This is a genomic window from Priestia sp. P1_B12_1, assembly GCF_056406695.1.
Genome location: NZ_JBFTZR010000001.1, coordinates 194,225 through 213,098, shown reverse-complemented (window position 1 = coordinate 213,098; position 18,874 = coordinate 194,225). Strand labels below are relative to the sequence as shown.

Sequence of the window (18,874 nt, the reverse complement as noted above, 5' to 3'; positions counted from 1 at the left end):
GATGGGTGCATTGATTCGCTATCATTTTATTACATACATTAAATCGTATCGATATATTCCGCCGCTTGCACTTTATATTATTTCGCTGTGTATGAACTATACATATAGACCGAACCCGGTGCTTGATAGCTTTTTTAATACGGCACTTTTCCTCTTTTTTCTAACCACTTGGTTTACGATGTCTCTGTTTCACGCGGAAGATTCCAGTCAAGAAGTTATTACAAAACTTCATGTAGGGAAAAAGAACAAGTACTTTATAAGCAAGCTTATTAGCTGTATGCTGCTGTTTACATTTTTATCAGCGGTTTCCATTGCTTATCCCGTGCTGCTTGATATGTTTGAAGTGGATATATCCACTAAGCAAATGGTGTTCGGGTTTATTATTCACTGGACGTTTAGTTTGCTTGGTATGAGCATAGGCCTTGTTTTCACAAGAGATGTTGTAAGAGAAGGCAGCTTATCGTGGTTTGGACCTCTCTTTATTTTAATCGTTACGCTTGCAGCGGCAGGCGTTTCATTTCCGTATCAAGGAGGGGGACTGCTGCTGTATGTATTGCCGCCCGTATCTGCAATCATTCAATTTATTAACGAAGGATTAAACAAATTTTTGGTGTTTGGCTGGGCTTTGCTTTATGCCATAGCATTAATTAGCCTGTACTTGTGGAGAGCGAATAGAAGAGATGTATAAAGAATAAACACTTGCCGCGGCAAGTGTTTATTTATTATGAAGCACGTTATAAAGACGATCCGGGTAATTAGTAAACATGCCGGTTACGCCCCACTCGATAAGCATTCTCATTTGCTTTTCATCATTTACTGTATAAGGATGAACGTCTAAATCATATGAGCGAGCTTTTTGTACATATGACTTTGTCAGCGTGTTTGCATTAGGACCGATGCCGTTCGCGTACGTTTTGATTTGTCTGAACTGCTGATCTGTTAACATATTGGTTTGCTTAGAACGAATCAGTTGAATTAGTTTCATAGTAGGTCGGTATCGATGGACGGTTTTTAAGCTTTCAGGACTAAATGATTGTACAATGACGTGATTGGTATGAATGTTGTACTTAGCCATCAGCGTCAGCAATTCCTTTTCCATACCTGGATATTCATGAGGAGATTTTGTTTCAATATAATAGTTTGTTCGATTGCCAAACGTACGGAATATTTCTTCTAAAGTGGGAATGACGGCTTTTTTATTACCTTTTCCTGCGTTCAAACGCTGAAGCTGCTTCACTGTATACTGTTTTACATATCCTGTTCCATTTGTCGTTCGATCAACTTTGTAGTCATGAATTGCTACAAGCTGCTGATCTTTAGACATGTGAAGATCAAGTTCAATGTAATCCGCTTTTTGTTGAACGGCCGCGAGATAAGATTGCATCGTATGCTCTGGCTCGTATCCTGATGCGCCTCGATGAGCAATAATGGCTACGTTTTCTGCTTGAGTAGAAGCTGCCTGCGTATGTATAAACATAAAAATGCCGCATAAACAAAGAGTGAGTGAGCTTACAAACCACCATTTTCGTCTCATATCAAAACTCCTTTTTATTGAGGGGTCGTGCATTAGTTTACTAGTGAGATGTTGTGTTCATATTAAGGCTGTGTAAATATTTAAATAAAACGAACCAGTATGTAATTAAAAGTAATAAACGCCGATGTTTAGTGAGAAACATCGGCTGTTTTTTCCGGACGGAGGCTTGTATAAATAACGAGCCTGCGCTCATGAGTTTTCTGTTTATGATCAAACGTTCCCGTACAGGTGATTAAATTAAGCTGGTGTTGAAAAGTTGGACCGAAAATCTCTCTGATAGGAGCAGAATCTCGGGGATAAGAAGCTTTATTCGTAACAACGAAGGTCAGCTGATCCCCTTGCTGATCGGTTACAAAAATTTCGTCTCCTTTTGTGAGCTTGTCGAGATGATAGAAGATAGCGGGTCCTTTTTGATCATCAACATGTCCTGCAATGACCGCATTTCCTTCCTCTCCGGGTCTTGCTCCAAGCTTAAACCAAGCTACATCATGACCATTATCAGGAACGCTCATTTCACCTTGGTTAGTAAGGCCCATTCCTTTTATAAAAGCCTTAATATGAAGCTTCGGAATAATAAGCTGAGATGGAAGAGGCGTAGAAGCAGTTCCTGAAGATTGCAAGGATTGAGCTGATTTTGTTTCAGCCATCTTCACAACAAAATCCGTCGAGCCGTTTGCAATTGCTGATTGGGCAAACCAGCTGCTCATGAATAGTATCAAAGAAAAGGTGAAAACCCCTCCTATCCATTTCATTCGCTTTCGTATCCTCTGTGACGACGAACAACAAATATAGCGACTGCTCCAATTCCTAATAAAGTAAGAACTGGCACAATTGAATTATAATTATCCTGTGAAGCACCGCCCATACCTGTTTTTGGCATTTCGGAAGGCATAGCCGTATTATCTTTTAATAAAAGCGTTTCAAGACTGTCGGCTTTGTTAATAGCGAGCACCGTGTAGACCGTGTTAGCTTCTAAATTAAGGTTTGGAATGTCCAGTACTTTTTTGTTGTCTTGACTAGTTGCAATGGTTAAATCATAGGTTCCGGCATCTACTTCAGAATAATTTGTCATTTGTTTAAAAGCAGTGTCTTTAAACAAAGTAGGGCCGTGATTAATACCTACATTAACAGCGGGAGCATCTGGAGAAAAGTGAGCAATTCGAATTTTACTCTTTCCTTTAGCTACGTTCATATCATCTTGAGCTACTTTTAATTCCAAGTGTGCAACTTGGTTAATAGCAGCAAGAGTATAGGCCTTGTTTGCTTCGACGGTTACATTAGTGGAAATGACAGGTTTTTCTTTTCCTTTTGTACCTATGGCATATACCTCTATTTTATGAGACCCCGCAGGTACTTTAAGGTAATCTGTCACATCTTTAAACGATGCGCCGACTACGATGCTTTGATTGTCCACATATATATCTACTTCAGGTGCATCAGGTGACGCATGCACAACTCGTATCATCGCCTCCTGCACAGCTGCAGAAGTGAAACTATCTGAAAAAGCTAGCAATAAAACTGCGAGTAAAGAAGCAGCAATAATCTTTACACGGTTCATAACGTTTTACTCTCCTTTTAATCTAAGTTTGTCCTGTTAGTCCCGTATGAAAAGTGGTGAGCATTCATTCACTTTTGAACGTACTCGGGCATTTATTCACTTGTTATCATCTACAATTTTATCCAATATATGCATAATTTATTTCATTAGATGAAATTTTTGTAAAAGGCCAGGTAAATAGTTTGAATTTTGTGATAATATTAAAAAAAGGGTTTGATTAGTAGTTGATGTCTCTATTACAAAAGGAGGGGAAGTTATGTGCTGCAAACGAATCATGAAATAAAAAAGGTTGTTCATCGTTCGCTATCAGCTAAAATGATTGTAAAGCGCATGCTGTTTATTTTAGTGGGAGCCCTTTTAATGGCCGTCGGGCTAGAATTTTTTCTTGTCCCTAATGAGGTTATTGACGGTGGAATTGTAGGTATATCTATTATTTTATCCCACTTAACGGATGTTCAAATCGGCTTTTATATCTTCGTATTAAATCTTCCATTCTTTTTTATTGGATACAAGCAAATTGGGAAAACATTTGCGCTATCTACGCTTTTAGGTGTTATCATTCTATCCATTGCTACCTCTATTTTTCACGACTTGCCGGTCTTAACAGGTGATCCTCTTTTAGCCACTGTGTTTGGCGGAATTGTTCTAGGTGTGGGAGTAGGAATTGTTATTCGGTACGGAGGTTCGCTAGACGGCACCGAGATATTAGCTATTTTATTTAATAAACGTACGCCTTTCTCCGTAGGTGAGACGATTATGTTTTTTAATTTATTTATTTTGGGAAGTGCCGGTTTTGTATTTGGCTGGGATCGCGCTATGTATTCTTTAATGGCTTATTTCATTGCTTTTAAAACAATTGATATTGTGATTCAAGGGTTAGATGAGTCTAAGTCAGCTTGGATTATCAGCGAACAATATGAACAAATTGGCGAAGCAATTCTTGCTCGTTTAGGGAGAGGCGTCACGTATTTAAATGGGGAAGGGGCGTATACGGGAGATGATAAAAAAGTCATTTTTTGTGTAATTACCAGGCTTGAAGAAGCAAAGCTAAAAGCGATTATCGATGAAATAGATCCATCTGCTTTTTTTGCCGTAGCAGCTATTGCTGAAGTTAGAGGAGGGAGATTTAAGAAACGAGATATTCATTAGTGAAGGTTGTCTGCTAATAAGGCTGTCCCGTTATTACATGCAGCAGCCTTTTTAATTTTCTCTTTTTGTTTCGAGTATATGGAGTGGTTTATGTCACTTCTGCTGCGTCCTGCTTTGGGCATATCGAACCTCTCTTTTTTCTTGTATATCTTTAAAACAAACATGTAAAATGTCTAAAAGATATAAAAAGAGTACATAGTAAAAAAACAGAAAGAGGGAGTGACATGAAAAAAACGTTAAAAATAGTAGGAGTCGGTCTTGCCGTTCTTGTTGCGGTAACCGTGGCTTTTTTTGTCATATGGTCAGGTTTTGATTATGAACCTTCAAAGCAGCTTCACTCACTAGTAGATGAGAAAAAAGTAGTGAAGAAAGACAATTATTACGTATTCAAGCCTCAAACGAACAAAGAGATAAAAGCCGGCTATATTATTTATCAAGGTGCTAAAGTAGAACCGTTAGCATATGGCTATTATGCTCAGCAAATTGCAAATGAAGGATATCTTGTTGCTGTTGTAGATTCTCCGTTTAATATGAGTTTTTTTAGTCAAAACAAAGCGACGGATATTGTGAAGAGCTATCCGAAGATTTCCGCATGGTTTATCGGAGGGCATTCCCTTGGAGGAGTGAGTGCAGCCTCTTATGCGTATGATCATCAAAACTCAATAAAAGGCTTAGTTCTTTTAGCATCGTATCCGATGAATAAAAATAATTTTTCAACTTCCACTTATCCTATTTTGTCTTTAACCGGTGAAAAAGATGGTTTGTCGACGCCTGAAAAAATTAAAGAAACCAAGCATTTACTTTCAAAAAATACGGAGCTGGTTCAAGTAAAAGGAGCTAATCACGCACAGTTTGGAATGTACGGGAAACAAAAAGGCGACAACAAAGCCAGTATTTCCCCTAAAGAGCAGCAGGATGAGCTAGTAAAAAGAACGGTCAAGTGGTTAAACAGTCAAATAAAAAAGTCCGCCAGTAACTAACTGACGGACTTTTTTATTTTTTTTGGAAATAAAACTTGAAAAAATAACCAGTTAGTTATATAGTTAGTTACATGAGTAATGAACCACTTAAGTGAGGTAGTCAAAATGAAACAATCATTAGATCATCAGCGACCAATTTTTCAACAAATCAAAGAAACCATCGAAGAGAATATTTTGAATGATGCTTTTCCAGAAGAAGAAAGAGTACCGTCTACGAATGAATTTGCCAAAATGTATCGCATTAACCCTGCAACAGCAGCTAAAGGGATTAATCAGCTAGTTGACCACGGAATATTGTATAAAAAGAGAGGGATAGGGATGTTTGTATGTGCGGGCGCCAAAGAAGTATTGCTTACACAAAGAAAAGAAGAATTTTATAACCGTTTTATCGTTCCCCTGAAAAAAGAAGCACAGCATTTGGGGATTACGGTAAACGAGTTAAAAGAGCTGTTAGACAAGGGGGAAATAAAATGAATATAGAAGCGCAGCTGTTAAATAAATGCTATGGATCTAAACAAGTGTTAAAAGACATTTCACTTACGCTAGCACAAAATAAAATATACGGGTTGCTAGGTAGAAACGGAGCGGGCAAAACGACTCTGATGCAAATTGTAGCCGGGCATATTCCAGTTACGACAGGAGAAGTAAAAGTAGGAAATCAATCTCCATTTGAAAACCGCTCTGTTTTGCAAAACATCTGCTTAATTAACGAAAACGGAAATTTCAAAAAAACATTAAAAGTCAAAGACGTGCTAAAAATTGCGTCACTTTTTTATCCTTATTGGAGCCAAGAAGCTGCTGAGAGGCTGATGGAAGAGTTCGATTTAGATTGTAATATGAAAGTGAAAGCATTATCTAAAGGTATGGAATCAGCATTAGGAATTATTGTTGGGCTATCTTCTCGAACGAGCATCACAATCTTTGATGAACCTTATATTGGGCTTGATGCTGCTATGCGAGCGCGTTTTTATGAGCTTTTATTGGATGAATATGAAGAATATCCACGCACGTTCATTATCTCAACGCATTTAATTGATGAGGTAAGTAATTTATTTGAAGAAGTACTTATTATGCAAAAAGGAAAGCTGATTCTTCAAGATACGGCAGAAAATTTGCAGCAGCGCTGTGTAAGTGTGAAAGGACCTAAAAGTCAAATTGAAGAATATGAAAAAGGAAAGCAAGTAATCCATGAACAAGTATTCGGAGGAGAGAAAAAAATAGTGCTCTTTAACGAAGATATTTATGCTGAGGAGCTTATCGACAGTTCATTTCATGTAGAAGCTGTTCACATACAGGATATTATGATTTATCTTACAGCAAATCGTGGAGGTGTAGCGTAATGAAAGGACAGTTTGCCGCCATTAGTTATTCGCTCTACGTTGAACTAAAGTATTTAATGATTCGCTTTTGGACGATTCTGTTAGCTTTTGTTGTAGTAGATATTTTAGTTTTCAGTCAGGTGAATGAGCATCTCCTATTAGTAACAAGCATGCCGCAGTACATCTTTTCAGGTATTGTAAGTTTTATTATCATTCGAAAAAGTTTCTCCTTTTGCTTAAAGTTAGGAGCTACTCGTAAAGCATATCTTTTAACGATGACCTGTGTTTTTGCTTTATTTGCAATTGTAATGTCACTTATCAATGTTGTGATCATGAGCATTTCAATAAAGGTGATTAATAGTTTGAATTTAATGAATGTTCAGCTTTATTATGCGAGTGACTTTATCTTTCATGACCCTACTGTCGCTATTCATTTTTTAACGGACGCTGTATTTATCTTTTTTATTACAGCAGCAGCATGTTTGCTCGGCAGCATCGTTTATAAATTCGGGCAAACAGGAGGGATGATCACCGGTGCTGTTTTAATCTTACTATTTACCATTCCAGTGACAAAAGAACCGGTTATTCATTTTATAAAAAGCTTTTCGAACGGGTCGTTGTTACTTACATTCGGAACAATGGTTATCACAAGCTTCCTATTCTTTCTTATCAACTGGCTGTTTTTAAAAAAAGCGTCTCCTGTCCATCAAGCCTAATAAAAAAGCAATCATTCCTTTACTGAATGATTGCTTTTTTATTGTACTTTTTTTGAACAAGCTGCATCAATATCTAGAATCCAGTCGTGAAACTTTTGCTGAAGAAGTTGAAGAGAAGACTGATTGTTCGATACAATGTCCAGTCCGCGCTCGTCGTATAGGTGGAAGATGGTTTCTTTATTCAAATTCACAATGTAACACTCTTCTTCAATAGCCGGATGAATATGAAGATCACGGTTAGCAATTGATTGCAAAAGAAGCTTTTCTTTCACATCATTTGTTTTGCAGGCAATAATATACTCAGCGTTATTTAATAATGCTACGGATTGAACTTCTTGTTTCTTCAGGCGAGAGCGAATGAATTTTTTAATAGCTGTTTCTTTTTTCTTTTTTAAAAGTAAATCATCCTGTGCAGCATTCGCTTTGAAAACAAGTAACAGCTCATCATTTTTTTCATGGAGTGTCTCAAAAATTTCATAAGCGCGTGCGTACACATTTTTCATGTATTCTCGTTCCCATACGCCTTTTTGATTGGTAAGCGTAAAGCGGATGCCTGCCGGCGCGTTATAAAAAAGAGGTCTTTTCATTTGAACATTTGGAAACATTGTTGTTAAGTATGATTGAAGCCGCATTGTAGTCATACGCAACACCTCATTTAGTTTAGTCCTGACTTAATATGTTGAGTTTAGTCTATCACGTGATTAGCTAAATTTGTAAAGAAGTAATGTTATTTAATCAAAAGGTAACCAAACTGTTATATTTTGTTGATTTTGCATTATTTCTTTACACAACCTTTGCGGATGAACAGGTTTTTTCATACGCCTGTCGTATTACTTAACGTAGTAACGACGTGAAGAAAGGATGATAATACGGTGAAAAAACAGCTTGTTCTTATTTCAATTATTACAGCTGCTTTCTTTGTGCTCATTTTTCACAAAACGATCTTTCAAGAAGGTAATCCTCTTCCTATTGCATGGAGTATTGTAAAATTAAAATCTTCGGGTGAAGATGTTGTTCAAATATCCGATAAGCCTAAAAGGTATCTCATTCATTCAAATGACTACTTAACGTTTATTAAGCAAATGAAAAAGAAGAAAGTGAATTTTCAATATCAAGATGATAAAAAATTTTATTTTAATAACGACGATGAACGCCAGCTGTTCGTCAGCAAAAACTATACCGATAAGTTCACGATTATGGAACTAAAGAAAAAAGAGCTGACTGAAGCTGGCGTTGAGTAATAAGAGCTAATCTCTGCCCTGTGTTCCAAAATCTTTAATTTGAACATGAACATGATAGTCGATTGTCGACCGGCTAAATATTTCATCCCATTCATGCTGATGTTTTTTCCAAAAATGAGGGTGATGAATTCGTACGTAATCATGCAGGTCAATCACATCAGCTTTGTAGTTGTTTTGCAATAAGCGGATTGTTTTTTCTGCGTCTTTTCGAATAATTTTTTCTATTTTTTTTTCGGTGTTCTTTACATTAGAGGCGGCAAGAGCCTGTTTTGAAGTCTCCCAATCTTCTGATAGCCTGCCGCTTGTTTGAACGTTGATGTCAAAATGAACGGAGTGATTTGAATCAATGCGGGCCTTCACATCTTGTTGAACATCTCCAATTTCATAGGAAAAGGGGTATGGACCGTGTTTGCCGTAAATAATTCCGCCTTTAATATTCCCCGTTAACCACGTTAAAGCCTCCACTTGGTGCTGAGTTAAGGTGAATTTTGCTTTTTTATCTTTTATGATTGCCGCGCCGTCTATTTCAACGCTGTTTTTAATTTTAGAAAGCCGCTGTATTAAAAAGCTTTGATCTGTTTTTAACTTAGCCGATAGCTCTCCCATCGTTAGGGGATTTAGAATTTTATTCGTTTTGAATTTATTGTAAACAAGCTCGTAAATTAAGTTTACAGGCGGTACAGACATTCCTTGAATCGTTAAAACGTTTTTAGCATCGCCTTTTGTAACAAAGGCAAGGCTGCTGCGCCGTATTTCATTATCACGTACAAACTGATTGATAAGCGCATCAAGAGGGATGGTCTTGCTCGCTTTTTCTCCTATTAAAAGTGCTCGCTGATGCTGGCTGTATATAGGATCAGATTTCAGCGAAATATTTCGCGTGATTTCATGAATTGTAGGGCCAGCGGTTGTAATGTTTTTGTATGGAATGGAAGAGGACATATTTCCGGATTCCGTTTCGGTTAACGTTTGATGAGTCAGCACAAGCTGATTTTTTCCTGTTTTTGGTTCGATTTTCGGTGTAATATCCATTGCCACTCCTATAACAAGAGCAAGTTGTTCAATATTTCGATGGCTCATACAGCCGCATAATAAAAAAATGGTCATCACGACAGGAAGACATTTTTTCGTCATTTGAACACAACCTTTTTTATTTTCATTAACATGCTGAAAAAAAGAGGGATAACCAAAAATGTCACTAAAAATGCCCAGCCTAGAACAGTTGAATAATTCGACACGTCGCTTGCTGTTTTGGGCGCTAAAGAGCTCATAAATAAAACAGGCACAAGAAAGATAATATTAGTAGTTGATCGGTTTTTGAAAATCTTTTTTAATCCTGAAACAGCTAAAAAGAAATACATTACAAAGGTTAAAAAAAACTGAAGAAGCCAGACAATAAGTAAAAATAATTCAAGCCTCTCAAAGAAAATTCCTTTTACTTCATGCGTCTGAACAAATTCAATCGTAGGCCAGACGGTCGTTTTTACCTCCGGAACGGATAACGCGCCGACAACTAATACGTAAGTGATAATATATAAAAGTAAAGGAATAGAAAATCCGATGATAGAAACTTTTCGTAAATGATTTTTGTTTTTCATATGCTTTGGAAGAAATACAATCGTTTCAATCCCTAAAAAGGAAACAGAGACGGTTGTAAAAGCAGCAAGAAGCGGGCTGAATCCATCGGCTAACACGGGCTGTAAGTTTTTTAAATCGACCATTCCGATACTAAGAAGATATAAGATAAGAAGAATGATGACCGTGACAGGAAAACATAGGGCCATTACTTTTCCAATAGAATTAATACCGCCAGTGATTAAATAGACGCCTGTCAAAATAAACGAAAGGATAATTAACTCAATGGGCATCGTTTCCAGTAAATAGAAATGGATCATTTCTGCCATAGCTCTTACTTCAAAACTTGCTACAGATGTGAAATAAACGACTATAGCGAAGTTGAAGATATTTCCAATCAGCTTGCCGGTTACTTCTTGCGTGAAGTCAAACATACAGCTGATCGTAAAATATTTAACCATCCAGACTAAAAAAAGAACAATTCCAATAAACAAAAGGCCGTCCATAATAAGTACAATCCATCCGTCTGCATTATTTGTCTGGTTTGTAATGCTGCTTGGCAGTGTTAATAAACCGACGCCCAGCATGGTTGAAGAGATAATTGAAATGGCATAAAAGTCTGAAAGAAGCTTGCTTGATTGTGACTGTGATTGTTCCATATGGTCCTCCTTTTGTCAGTTTTATTTGGCTTTATTTTTAGACTGTTTTAGACTTTTGTTTGGGAGACGAATATAAGAATCTTTCCACGCTTTTTTATTTAACGCAAAAAACGGTTTGAAGTAAGCCATACCAAAACTTTCGAGCTTGGTTAGATGAATGACGAGAACAAGAAAAAACATGGTAACTCCGTATAGTCCAAAGATTGCTGCAATCATCATAGATACGAAACGCAAAATTCGAAACGAAAGGCCAATTCCGTACTGAGGAACGGTAAAGGACGCAATTGCCGATACAGATACAACAATAATCATAACGGAGCTAACGATATGAGCTTCCACCGCTGCTTGACCAATCACAACCCCGCCTACAAGTCCAACTGTTTGTCCGACAGGAGTAGGGAGACGCAGCCCGGCTTCGCGTAATAATTCAAGCGTCACTTCCATGACCACTGCTTCGATAAAAGGAGAAAAAGGAACGTTTTCTCGTGTGGCAGCAATAGTAATAGCTAGCTCAGTCGGAAGCAGCCCTTGGTTAAACGAAACCAGTGAAATATAAATAGCTGAAAAGAATAGGGTAATAAAAATAGACAAGTACCTTAGTAGTCTTAGCAATGAACCAGCTATCCATCTTTCGTAATAATCATCGGGTGATTTCATAATCATATCGAAAGTTGTAGGCACTAAAAGAGCAAAAGGAGAGCCATCTACTAAAATGGCTACTCGCCCTTCATTCACCGCAGCGAGAACACGATCCGGTCTTTCTGTATTTTGTACTTGAGGGAACGGTGAGTAAGGTGCTTCTTCTAAAAATTCTTCAATCATTCCTGAATCTTGAATGTTATCTAAAGGAATGTCTAATAATTTCTCTCGGACTTGATTCACGATGTGAGTTTGACAGTGTTTATTATGAAAAACGATACTTGTTCGATGTTCCTTTGTATTTCCAATATAAATGTCTTCAATAACCATTTCTTCTTCGGTAGAACGCTGCCTTAAAAGACCAAGGTTTTCATCTAAGTTTTCGATAAGAGCAATTTTAGGGCCACGCACTACTTTTTCTGTTGTAGGTTCACTTAAAGAGCGCTGTTTGGTCATAGACATATTCAGCGAGTATGCCGTGGTGCTTTCGCTAATGAACAGCAAGGGCTGACCTTTAAAAAAACACGAGATCGCTTGCTTGTATGTATAAACTTCTTTGTCTTTAATGACAGAAATAAATGAATCGATGTCATCGAGTGTTTGCGTTTCACTTTTTGCTTTTGTCTCAACAACATGCTGAGTAAGATTATCAAGTTTTTCTCCGTCTACTAATCCTTGGAGATAAATAATACATATATATTTTGTGGGAGAAAGCCATAATTTTTTGGAACCAACATCTGTATTTTGACCCACCAAATCTAGAAACGTTTGAACGGTGTAGTCTGCATTGGGCTGAAATTTTGAATCGAGCATAAATAAACTCACCGCCTGTTGTGTTAATGAGTTTAGTGTTTACGATGTGAAAACGAGTTATGCGAAAAATGTGGAAGAATAGAAAAGATATGTTATGGTAAAGAAAAGAGGTGATGGTATGCTACATTCATTTACGTTAAAAACGAATAAGCGTGACGAAATGATTGACGTGACGAGTCAGGTACAAGCATTAATAAGAACAGAAGGATTAAAAGAAGGGGCTGTAGTTGTTTACTGTCCTCATACAACCGCTGGTATAACAATTAATGAAAATGCGGATCCGGATGTAAAAACCGATATGATCCGACGTTTCGATGAAGTATATCCTTGGGAACATAAGTTAGATCTTCATATGGAAGGAAATACGGCTGCGCATCTCAAAGCGAGCACCGTCGGCTCCTCTCAGCATATAATCATTCACGATGGGCAGCTGCTGCTAGGAACGTGGCAAGGAATTTATTTTTGCGAGTTTGATGGACCAAGGACTCGTACGTATTATGTGAAAATTTTATCCCTACAATAACTTTTTTTCATACTCATTGTCCAACTTTCTTTTTAAAGTTGTTATAAAACAAAGTTTAGTTAATATAAATGTTATATAACAGTTAAAGGGAGAGATTGAACAATGGAAAAGATCGGTGCAGAACAAGAAACAGTGAAAAAAGAAAACGAAAAAACAAATTTTACATGGGTGGAAGAATACCCAACTATTTTAGACATTGTCAATGAGTATTACAGTACGTGTCGATAAATAAAGTGAAGAGACAAAATTATTTTAATTGAAAGAAGATCCGAATGAGTTTGATTCTTGCTTGAGAATTTAACGCGTTCGGATTTTTTCATTGGTAGGGTGGACGTAGGTTTCGTGTAGGTAGACGAGCAGGCTCATCGGCCGCTGACGGAAAACGAAGTCTTACACTGAGATCAACAGCGATGCAACAAGCAGTCGAGATCATTTATCTCACTTGTTCGTCTTTAGGTTGGATTGATTTAGTTATGTCTTACTATCTTTTTTTATAAAAAAAGATATAATAGTAGCAATTTTCCTAAAAGGTTTAATATAATAAATATTAGGGTACTAAATTGTATGAAATAAAGATAAAACGCATCGTTTCATACTATTTCCTTTTTTACCGCTAGTATAGCCTTGAAGAAAAAGTTTCATTTGATATACTAACTATACGCTTAGTCTTTAAAAGAAAGATGAAGATTCATTGTCATTGTTACACGCAGTGAATGAGCTGCCTTTGCTTGGCGAAAACGTCGTACAAACAAAGACAGATAGCGAATTGTTTTGGGTGCGTTCATTTAGTTCAAAACAGGGAGGCGATTAGTCTATGTTACTTGTACGTATGGCCATGATTGGTTTCTTTTCATTAACAGCCATATCATTGTTTTCTTTTCAGTCCGTTGAAATTATCCATGCCATTATGGACTTTTTCTCATCAGCTGATAAGTACTAAAAAACTATATTTTTTTAAATAAAAAGCGGATAACCCTTAGGGGCTATCCGTCAAAAACCGCCCAAAAGGCGGTTTTTTTATGCTTATAGCTGTGCTAACAAACGCACTGCATTCATTCTCTGATGACAAAGTCCACGTGTTTTTTAACTTAACATTCGTTAAAATAAGTATTTACGTACTGTTCAAACTGAAGCCAATCGTCCACGCGTGGGACATTTACTTCTTGGTTATACGGGTAGCTCATGGCAACAGCATGGCGACCTGTAGCTTGAAAAGCCTTCAAATTATGCGGTGCATCATCAAATAGCAAGTCTCCGTATATTTTATCTTTTTGGTGTGTAAACACGATATTATATTTTCCGATAAACGGAAGGTGTTTCTCAACCCACTGCTCTTTTTCTGTATAAGCATAGGTACGGCTGCTTGTGACAATTAAAATGGAAAACCTCTCATAAAGTCGTTTAAGAACCTCAACAGCATGAGGGAGAGGTTGTAAATGTAAAAAAAGCCCCGGCTGATCGAGGTAGTCATAAATTTTCGTGCCGCATTCCGGCTTTACATACTTTTCTGATTCCCAGCATTTTAACTTTTCAACCGATAAGCTGTCGCAATAATCTTGGTTATATTGGTTATGCCAATCCGTCATAAGATCACAAATGACAGAATCCATGTCAATTAAAAGGGTGTGCATTTATTCAACTTCCTTTACAGTATTCATCTACACGCTTGGTTTTGCAATGTAATGTGCTGTTTCTACTATACCAAATCTTTTACATGCATAAAAAGAGCAAGCTGCATCAAAATCGCACAGCTTGCCCTTTTTATAGAAACTACATTCTTTTAGCACCTAAATAGCGTTTGCTCCAATAGCTCTCTTTTAGAGAAGAGATGCTCACACCTTTAGATGAAGAGCAGTGAAGAAATTGGTTATTTCCTAAATAAATTCCTGCATGAGAAGGCCCTTTTGTATAAGTTTGGAAGAACACAATATCTCCAGCTTTTGGACTTGAGACGCGCGTTCCTTTTTGATAAATTTGAGCTACTGTTCGAGGAAGCTGAACCCCGCCGCCATGTTTGAACGCATAGCCAATAAAACCGCTGCAGTCAAAGCCGCTTGGCGTTGTTCCACCCCAGCGATATCGAACGCCCATATACTGTTTTCCTTTGTTAATCACTGCGTTAGGGTTATAGCGCGCTGAGCTAGAAGGCGATTTGCCCTTTGCTGAAACGCCTAGTTTAGCATACGTTCCTTTTCCGACAATACCATCTGCTGCTAGTCCATTTTTGCGCTGAAATGATTTTACAGCAGAAGTTGTAACAGTCCCAAAGTATGTAGTCGTATTTCCTTTAAAATAACCTTTATTTTTCAACGTTTGTTGTAGTTGTTTAACATCTTGGTGATTCATGCCTTGGCGAAGCGTTTGGTCGCCTAGAGCCGCTTGGCTGACAATCGGGCTAGTAGAAACAATAACGCCAGCAAGCGTAAGAGCTGCTATTACTTTTTTCATAAAACTAGTACCCCCTGAAAATTTTTCCTGATTTGAGTAAATTCATCATATCATCTTTCGACAGTGTTCTACGTTACAATTTCATTACATATATGAAAAAAATGAAATATAAAGGTGAATATAGTCTTATAAAAGCTGTAACTAAAAGGGTTCTTTAGATGTACAATATTGCTAGAAAAACTTTGAATATTTGACGGTAAATAACTAAAAGATATGAAAAAGTATGTACATTTAAAATTTAACAAAGAAATATGTTGTGAATTACTACACAAAAAGTTCGAACTCGGGTAAAATGTAGAACTATAATATAGTAGTCATGTATGTGACTTTGATGAGGTGAAAGTAATGAAAAGAATAGGTGTATTAACAAGCGGCGGAGATTCTCCAGGTATGAATCCTGCGGTTCGTGCTGTTGTGCGTAAAGCAATTCATGAAGGTATGGAAGTTTACGGTATCTATCAAGGATATCAAGGGTTAATAGAAGGAAATATTAAAAAGCTAGAAGTTGGAGATGTTGGTGACATCATTCAACGCGGTGGAACTATGCTTTATTCTGCAAGATGTCCAGAATTCAAAACAGAAGAAGGGCGTTTAAAAGGTATTGAAAACCTTAAGAAGCACGGTATTGAAGGCTTAGTAGTTATTGGTGGAGACGGATCATACATGGGAGCTGTAAAACTAACAGAGCTTGGTTTCCCTTGTATTGGTATTCCAGGAACAATTGATAACGACATTCCAGGAACAGATTTTACATTAGGATTTGATACGGCTCTTCATACGGTTATCGATGCAATTGATAAAATCCGTGACACGGCGACTTCTCATGAACGTACGTTTATTATTGAAGTTATGGGTCGTAATGCAGGAGACATTGCTCTTTGGTCAGGTCTTGCTGGCGGTGCGGAAACAATCCTTATTCCAGAAGCAAAAGACGAGTTCCAAGAAATGGTTGACCGTTTGAGAAAAGGACAAGAGCGCGGTAAAAAGCACAGCATTATCGTAGTAGCTGAAGGTGTAGCCAATGGTAATGAAGTAGCGAAGCAGCTGCATGAAGCTGCAGGTATTGAAACGCGTGTAACAGTATTAGGACACATTCAGCGTGGTGGTTCCCCAACTGCTCAAGATCGTGTGCTAGGAAGCCGTTTCGGCGGTCGTGCAGTCGAGCTTCTGCTAGAAGGTAAAGGCGGCCGTGCAATCGGTATCCGTAAAAATGAAATTGTAGATTATGATATTATGGAAATTTTAGGTGAACCTCACCATATCAATGCTGATATGTACCGTTTATCTAAAGAGCTTTCAATCTAATCACAGTATGGCTGAGGCGAAACTTCTTATATGGAAGGAGTTTCGTCTTTTTTTGATTGCATCCCTGTTCCTTCGCAGTGTTTGCATGTTTTCATGTAACCGATACCAGGAATAACGGCTAGCTTTCCGAGTCCTTTGCAAAAGGTGCAAATTAATTCAAAACCAAACATCGTTCTATCCCCTCTGTACAAGTTTTCTTTCAGTTTATCATAAAAGTAGACAAATAATTTTAAAAATTATAGAAATAATCAAAAAAATGATTACATTTGAACAGCGAGTGATATAGTAAAGAAAGAAGACCATTTTACAAAAGAGGAGAGGAAGCGTGATGTTTAAACGAATTTTACTTGCCTCAGATGGCTCAGAGCATGCAGCTAAAGCAACAGAAAAAGCTGTTCAGCTGGCTCAGCTGACGGAAAACAGTTTTATTCAAGTTATTTATGCAGTAGAGGGTGATTCAAGATTAAAATCACTTAGCCGCGACGAGGAACGGGAAAGTCGGATACATACAACAGATGAAATTTTAAAGCAAGGAAACGTGGAGTATGAGATTACGTTTATGCACGGAGACGCGGCTAAAACAGTGATTCAATTTGCTAATCAAAATTCATTTGATCTTGTAGTAATAGGAAGCAGAGGGTTAAACCCTGTAAAAGGTATGCTGCTTGGAAGCGTTAGTTCTAAGATTGCACAGCAAGTAACGATTCCTGTGCTAATTGTTAAATAGGAGAGAAATGCAATGGTAAAACAGTACAAAGAGTTAAAACAGCTTATTGATGATGCTAAACACATTTGTTTTTTTACGGGAGCAGGAATGAGCACAGAGTCGGGTATACCTGACTTTCGCTCTCAAAACGGCTTATATCGCCAAAACAAAAGCTTTGTGGACGTGGTAGCTGCTGACTTCTATGAACAGTATCCTCATGAATTTTGGCCGCTGTTTAAAGAAATTTTTCATATTAAAATGCTGCATCAGTATAAAGCAAATACGGGCCATCGCTTTATTGCTGAACTAGAAGAAGCCAAAACCGTGCATGTAATTACGCAAAATATTGATGGCTTGCACCAAGATGCAGGAAGCACGAACGTTTTTGAAATTCATGGGTCCATTAAGAGAGCTCATTGTCCGAGCTGTAAAAAAGAGTATGACTTAGCGTATTTAAATCAGTCAGCTCTCCCGCAATGTACAGCGTGTGAGCGCCTTTTAAAGCCAAATGTTGTTCTTTTTGGAGATGCCATTCATCAGTTCGATGAAGCAGTTACAGCAGCGCTGTCATCTGATTTATTCATCGTGCTTGGTTCATCGCTTGAAGTAGCACCGATTAATCAGATTCCGCTGCTGGTGAGCCGGTACAACCGTACAAACATGGTGATGATTAATAAAGAACCTACGCATTACGATTATTTGTTTGATTTGGTTATCTATGGTTCCATTGGACAAGTGGTCGCAAATTTATAAGCGTCTATGCATGGACATAGCGCTTTTTTAGCATTTAGTGATAAAGTGTAGGGATGTATCATATGGTGTAGTACATCATCCATTCGCTAATGGATAGAAGGGATGTTTGCGCATATGAGTGGAGGCTTGAGAGTTTGTCTCTTCATTGTTGGTATTGCACTCAAAGTGACGGCTGTTTTGACTTTGATTTTTGAAATGAATCTTGTCCCTATTCACGGAAGGAGTCTCACTTATTATGCTGAAGCGATAGGTATGAAACTTCCCATTATCTGTTTTGTCTTTGGTTTTTTTTGTGTAGCAGCAAGCTTTTATTTACCTGCTAAAAATCGCCGAACCAGTAAATAGCAAGGGCAGGAGACTAACTAAAACGTTTGACTGCAAAGTTTTTAACATTTAAAATAAAGTCAATAAGTCTAAAAAGAAATAGGATAATTATTCCTTAATCTTTTTAGATATACGGAAATAGAGGTGATTGGATGGGGCAGTGTACCACGTTGGCGAAGTAGCATTATATGCACCAGTGTCAAAGCGTACAATACAGTATTATACAAACCAACATTTGCTTCACGCATATCGCTCTTTATCACATAATCGCTCTTTTAAGACGTTAACAGACTTTAACTTTATAAAGATTGGAAACTACTAAATTTTTTATAAATGAATGGAAGAGAGAATCAGCGCTGAAGCAACATCATGAAATGAAGCGATGTGAGCCATTGCTTCACATCTAGAACAGCTGAATAAAGAATGACCTGCTACATTAACGAGTGAAACTTGAGATAAGGAAGAAAGACTGGCAGTTTTGCTCCATATAAAAATGTTTATACATTTATCATGTGATTCCTCCTTATATACACTTTTCCAAGTGATCAGTACAGGGATAGAGTTCTTTATCCAAATTTTTTATTTTTTAGGAGGTGAGTCCTTACTCGTTTTTAAACGAGCTAAGGAACTTG

General features: G+C 37.6%; 24 protein-coding genes. 14 read left to right on the top strand and 10 right to left on the bottom strand.

Annotated elements, in window-relative coordinates; all coding sequences use genetic code 11:
* Position 1: 1 nt before the first annotated feature.
* Entirely contained in the window at positions 2-688 is a 687-nt protein-coding gene (locus AC1D0Y_RS01175; protein WP_014458572.1) for a hypothetical protein, read from the top strand.
* Positions 689-715: 27 nt separating this feature from the next.
* On the opposite strand, the gene AC1D0Y_RS01170 is transcribed toward AC1D0Y_RS01175, so the two are convergent.
* The 3 genes from AC1D0Y_RS01170 to AC1D0Y_RS01160 form a co-directional block, all read right to left on the bottom strand.
* Positions 716-1,534, bottom strand: a complete 819-nt coding sequence (locus AC1D0Y_RS01170) for a glycerophosphodiester phosphodiesterase family protein (RefSeq protein WP_098579852.1) — start codon at positions 1,532-1,534, stop codon at positions 716-718.
* 128 nt (positions 1,535-1,662) lie between these two features.
* Entirely contained in the window at positions 1,663-2,286 is a 624-nt protein-coding gene (locus AC1D0Y_RS01165) for a class F sortase (protein WP_028410918.1), read from the bottom strand.
* A complete protein-coding gene (locus AC1D0Y_RS01160) occupies positions 2,283-3,092 on the bottom strand; it encodes a DUF4397 domain-containing protein (protein WP_028410919.1) in 810 nt (269 codons plus the stop codon). Before AC1D0Y_RS01160 ends, AC1D0Y_RS01165 begins: the two co-directional genes overlap by 4 nt.
* A 258-nt stretch (positions 3,093-3,350) precedes the next feature.
* Here AC1D0Y_RS01160 and AC1D0Y_RS01155 point away from each other — a divergent pair, with 258 nt between their 5' ends.
* The 5 genes from AC1D0Y_RS01155 to AC1D0Y_RS01135 all read left to right on the top strand — a co-directional run bounded on the left by AC1D0Y_RS01155 (position 3,351) and on the right by AC1D0Y_RS01135 (position 7,256).
* Positions 3,351-4,241: a YitT family protein gene (locus AC1D0Y_RS01155; RefSeq protein ID WP_013058693.1), complete on the top strand. Its 891-nt coding sequence runs from the start codon at positions 3,351-3,353 to the stop codon at positions 4,239-4,241.
* A gap of 224 nt (positions 4,242-4,465) precedes the next feature.
* Positions 4,466-5,221: an alpha/beta family hydrolase gene (locus AC1D0Y_RS01150; protein ID WP_098331947.1), complete on the top strand. Its 756-nt coding sequence runs from the start codon at positions 4,466-4,468 to the stop codon at positions 5,219-5,221.
* A 105-nt stretch (positions 5,222-5,326) separates the two neighbouring features.
* Positions 5,327-5,695, top strand: coding sequence for a GntR family transcriptional regulator (locus AC1D0Y_RS01145; protein WP_013058691.1), 369 nt, complete (start codon positions 5,327-5,329; stop codon positions 5,693-5,695).
* Positions 5,692-6,561, top strand: coding sequence for an ABC transporter ATP-binding protein (locus AC1D0Y_RS01140; protein ID WP_098331948.1), 870 nt, complete (start codon positions 5,692-5,694; stop codon positions 6,559-6,561). The genes AC1D0Y_RS01145 and AC1D0Y_RS01140 overlap by 4 nt, the downstream gene beginning before the upstream one ends.
* Positions 6,561-7,256, top strand: coding sequence for a hypothetical protein (locus AC1D0Y_RS01135; RefSeq protein ID WP_028410924.1), 696 nt, complete (start codon positions 6,561-6,563; stop codon positions 7,254-7,256). Before AC1D0Y_RS01140 ends, AC1D0Y_RS01135 begins: the two co-directional genes overlap by 1 nt.
* A gap of 38 nt (positions 7,257-7,294) precedes the next feature.
* Here the strand turns inward: AC1D0Y_RS01135 and AC1D0Y_RS01130 are convergent, their stop codons facing one another.
* The gene (locus AC1D0Y_RS01130; protein WP_013058688.1) at positions 7,295-7,897 is read right to left on the bottom strand and encodes a DUF3885 domain-containing protein; all 603 of its coding nucleotides are present in this window, start codon (positions 7,895-7,897) and stop codon (positions 7,295-7,297) included.
* A gap of 231 nt (positions 7,898-8,128) precedes the next feature.
* On the opposite strand from AC1D0Y_RS01130, the gene AC1D0Y_RS01125 reads away from it, so the two are divergent.
* Positions 8,129-8,497 carry a hypothetical protein gene (locus AC1D0Y_RS01125; RefSeq protein ID WP_060747116.1) on the top strand — a complete coding sequence of 123 codons (369 nt, stop codon included), beginning with the start codon at positions 8,129-8,131 and terminating at the stop codon, positions 8,495-8,497.
* Between the two features lie 6 nt (positions 8,498-8,503).
* Here AC1D0Y_RS01125 and AC1D0Y_RS01120 read toward each other — a convergent pair whose 3' ends face one another.
* The 3 genes from AC1D0Y_RS01120 to AC1D0Y_RS01110 are packed head-to-tail and all read right to left on the bottom strand — an operon-like array spanning position 8,504 to position 12,183.
* Complete coding sequence (locus AC1D0Y_RS01120) at positions 8,504-9,631, bottom strand: Ger(x)C family spore germination protein (protein WP_477707303.1); 1,128 nt, start codon at positions 9,629-9,631, stop codon at positions 8,504-8,506.
* Positions 9,628-10,731: a GerAB/ArcD/ProY family transporter gene (locus AC1D0Y_RS01115; RefSeq protein ID WP_477707302.1), complete on the bottom strand. Its 1,104-nt coding sequence runs from the start codon at positions 10,729-10,731 to the stop codon at positions 9,628-9,630. The genes AC1D0Y_RS01120 and AC1D0Y_RS01115 overlap by 4 nt, the downstream gene beginning before the upstream one ends.
* A gap of 21 nt (positions 10,732-10,752) precedes the next feature.
* Positions 10,753-12,183, bottom strand: a complete 1,431-nt coding sequence (locus AC1D0Y_RS01110; protein WP_016765285.1) for a spore germination protein — start codon at positions 12,181-12,183, stop codon at positions 10,753-10,755.
* Positions 12,184-12,301: 118 nt separating this feature from the next.
* Between AC1D0Y_RS01110 and AC1D0Y_RS01105 the strand changes: the two genes are divergently transcribed.
* The 3 genes from AC1D0Y_RS01105 (at position 12,302) to AC1D0Y_RS01095 (ending at position 13,646) form a co-directional block, all read left to right on the top strand.
* Positions 12,302-12,706 (top strand): secondary thiamine-phosphate synthase enzyme YjbQ, encoded by a 405-nt coding sequence (locus AC1D0Y_RS01105; protein WP_028410928.1) that lies wholly within the window; start codon positions 12,302-12,304, stop codon positions 12,704-12,706.
* 102 nt (positions 12,707-12,808) lie between these two features.
* On the top strand, positions 12,809-12,934 hold the full coding sequence (locus tag AC1D0Y_RS01100; RefSeq protein WP_016765283.1) for a hypothetical protein: 126 nt from the start codon (positions 12,809-12,811) through the stop codon (positions 12,932-12,934).
* Positions 12,935-13,520: 586 nt separating this feature from the next.
* The gene (locus AC1D0Y_RS01095; RefSeq protein ID WP_013058681.1) at positions 13,521-13,646 is read left to right on the top strand and encodes a hypothetical protein; all 126 of its coding nucleotides are present in this window, start codon (positions 13,521-13,523) and stop codon (positions 13,644-13,646) included.
* 148 nt (positions 13,647-13,794) lie between these two features.
* Here the strand turns inward: AC1D0Y_RS01095 and AC1D0Y_RS01090 are convergent, their stop codons facing one another.
* Positions 13,795-14,337, bottom strand: a complete 543-nt coding sequence (locus AC1D0Y_RS01090) for a 5' nucleotidase, NT5C type (RefSeq protein WP_028410929.1) — start codon at positions 14,335-14,337, stop codon at positions 13,795-13,797.
* A 139-nt stretch (positions 14,338-14,476) separates the two neighbouring features.
* The gene (locus tag AC1D0Y_RS01085; RefSeq protein WP_016765281.1) at positions 14,477-15,154 is read right to left on the bottom strand and encodes a C40 family peptidase; all 678 of its coding nucleotides are present in this window, start codon (positions 15,152-15,154) and stop codon (positions 14,477-14,479) included.
* A 345-nt stretch (positions 15,155-15,499) separates the two neighbouring features.
* On the opposite strand from AC1D0Y_RS01085, the gene pfkA reads away from it, so the two are divergent.
* Complete coding sequence (pfkA, locus tag AC1D0Y_RS01080) at positions 15,500-16,459, top strand: 6-phosphofructokinase (protein WP_013058678.1); 960 nt, start codon at positions 15,500-15,502, stop codon at positions 16,457-16,459.
* A 26-nt stretch (positions 16,460-16,485) separates the two neighbouring features.
* Here pfkA and AC1D0Y_RS01075 read toward each other — a convergent pair whose 3' ends face one another.
* Entirely contained in the window at positions 16,486-16,629 is a 144-nt protein-coding gene (locus AC1D0Y_RS01075; RefSeq protein WP_013058677.1) for a hypothetical protein, read from the bottom strand.
* Between the two features lie 158 nt (positions 16,630-16,787).
* Here AC1D0Y_RS01075 and AC1D0Y_RS01070 point away from each other — a divergent pair, with 158 nt between their 5' ends.
* The 3 genes from AC1D0Y_RS01070 to AC1D0Y_RS01060 all read left to right on the top strand — a co-directional run bounded on the left by AC1D0Y_RS01070 (position 16,788) and on the right by AC1D0Y_RS01060 (position 18,263).
* Positions 16,788-17,186 carry a universal stress protein gene (locus tag AC1D0Y_RS01070; RefSeq protein ID WP_013058676.1) on the top strand — a complete coding sequence of 133 codons (399 nt, stop codon included), beginning with the start codon at positions 16,788-16,790 and terminating at the stop codon, positions 17,184-17,186.
* A 12-nt stretch (positions 17,187-17,198) separates the two neighbouring features.
* A complete protein-coding gene (locus AC1D0Y_RS01065) occupies positions 17,199-17,918 on the top strand; it encodes an NAD-dependent protein deacylase (RefSeq protein WP_098965829.1) in 720 nt (239 codons plus the stop codon).
* A 114-nt stretch (positions 17,919-18,032) separates the two neighbouring features.
* Positions 18,033-18,263 carry a YuzI family membrane protein gene (locus AC1D0Y_RS01060; RefSeq protein ID WP_098965831.1) on the top strand — a complete coding sequence of 77 codons (231 nt, stop codon included), beginning with the start codon at positions 18,033-18,035 and terminating at the stop codon, positions 18,261-18,263.
* The last annotated feature ends 611 nt before the right edge of the window (positions 18,264-18,874 follow it).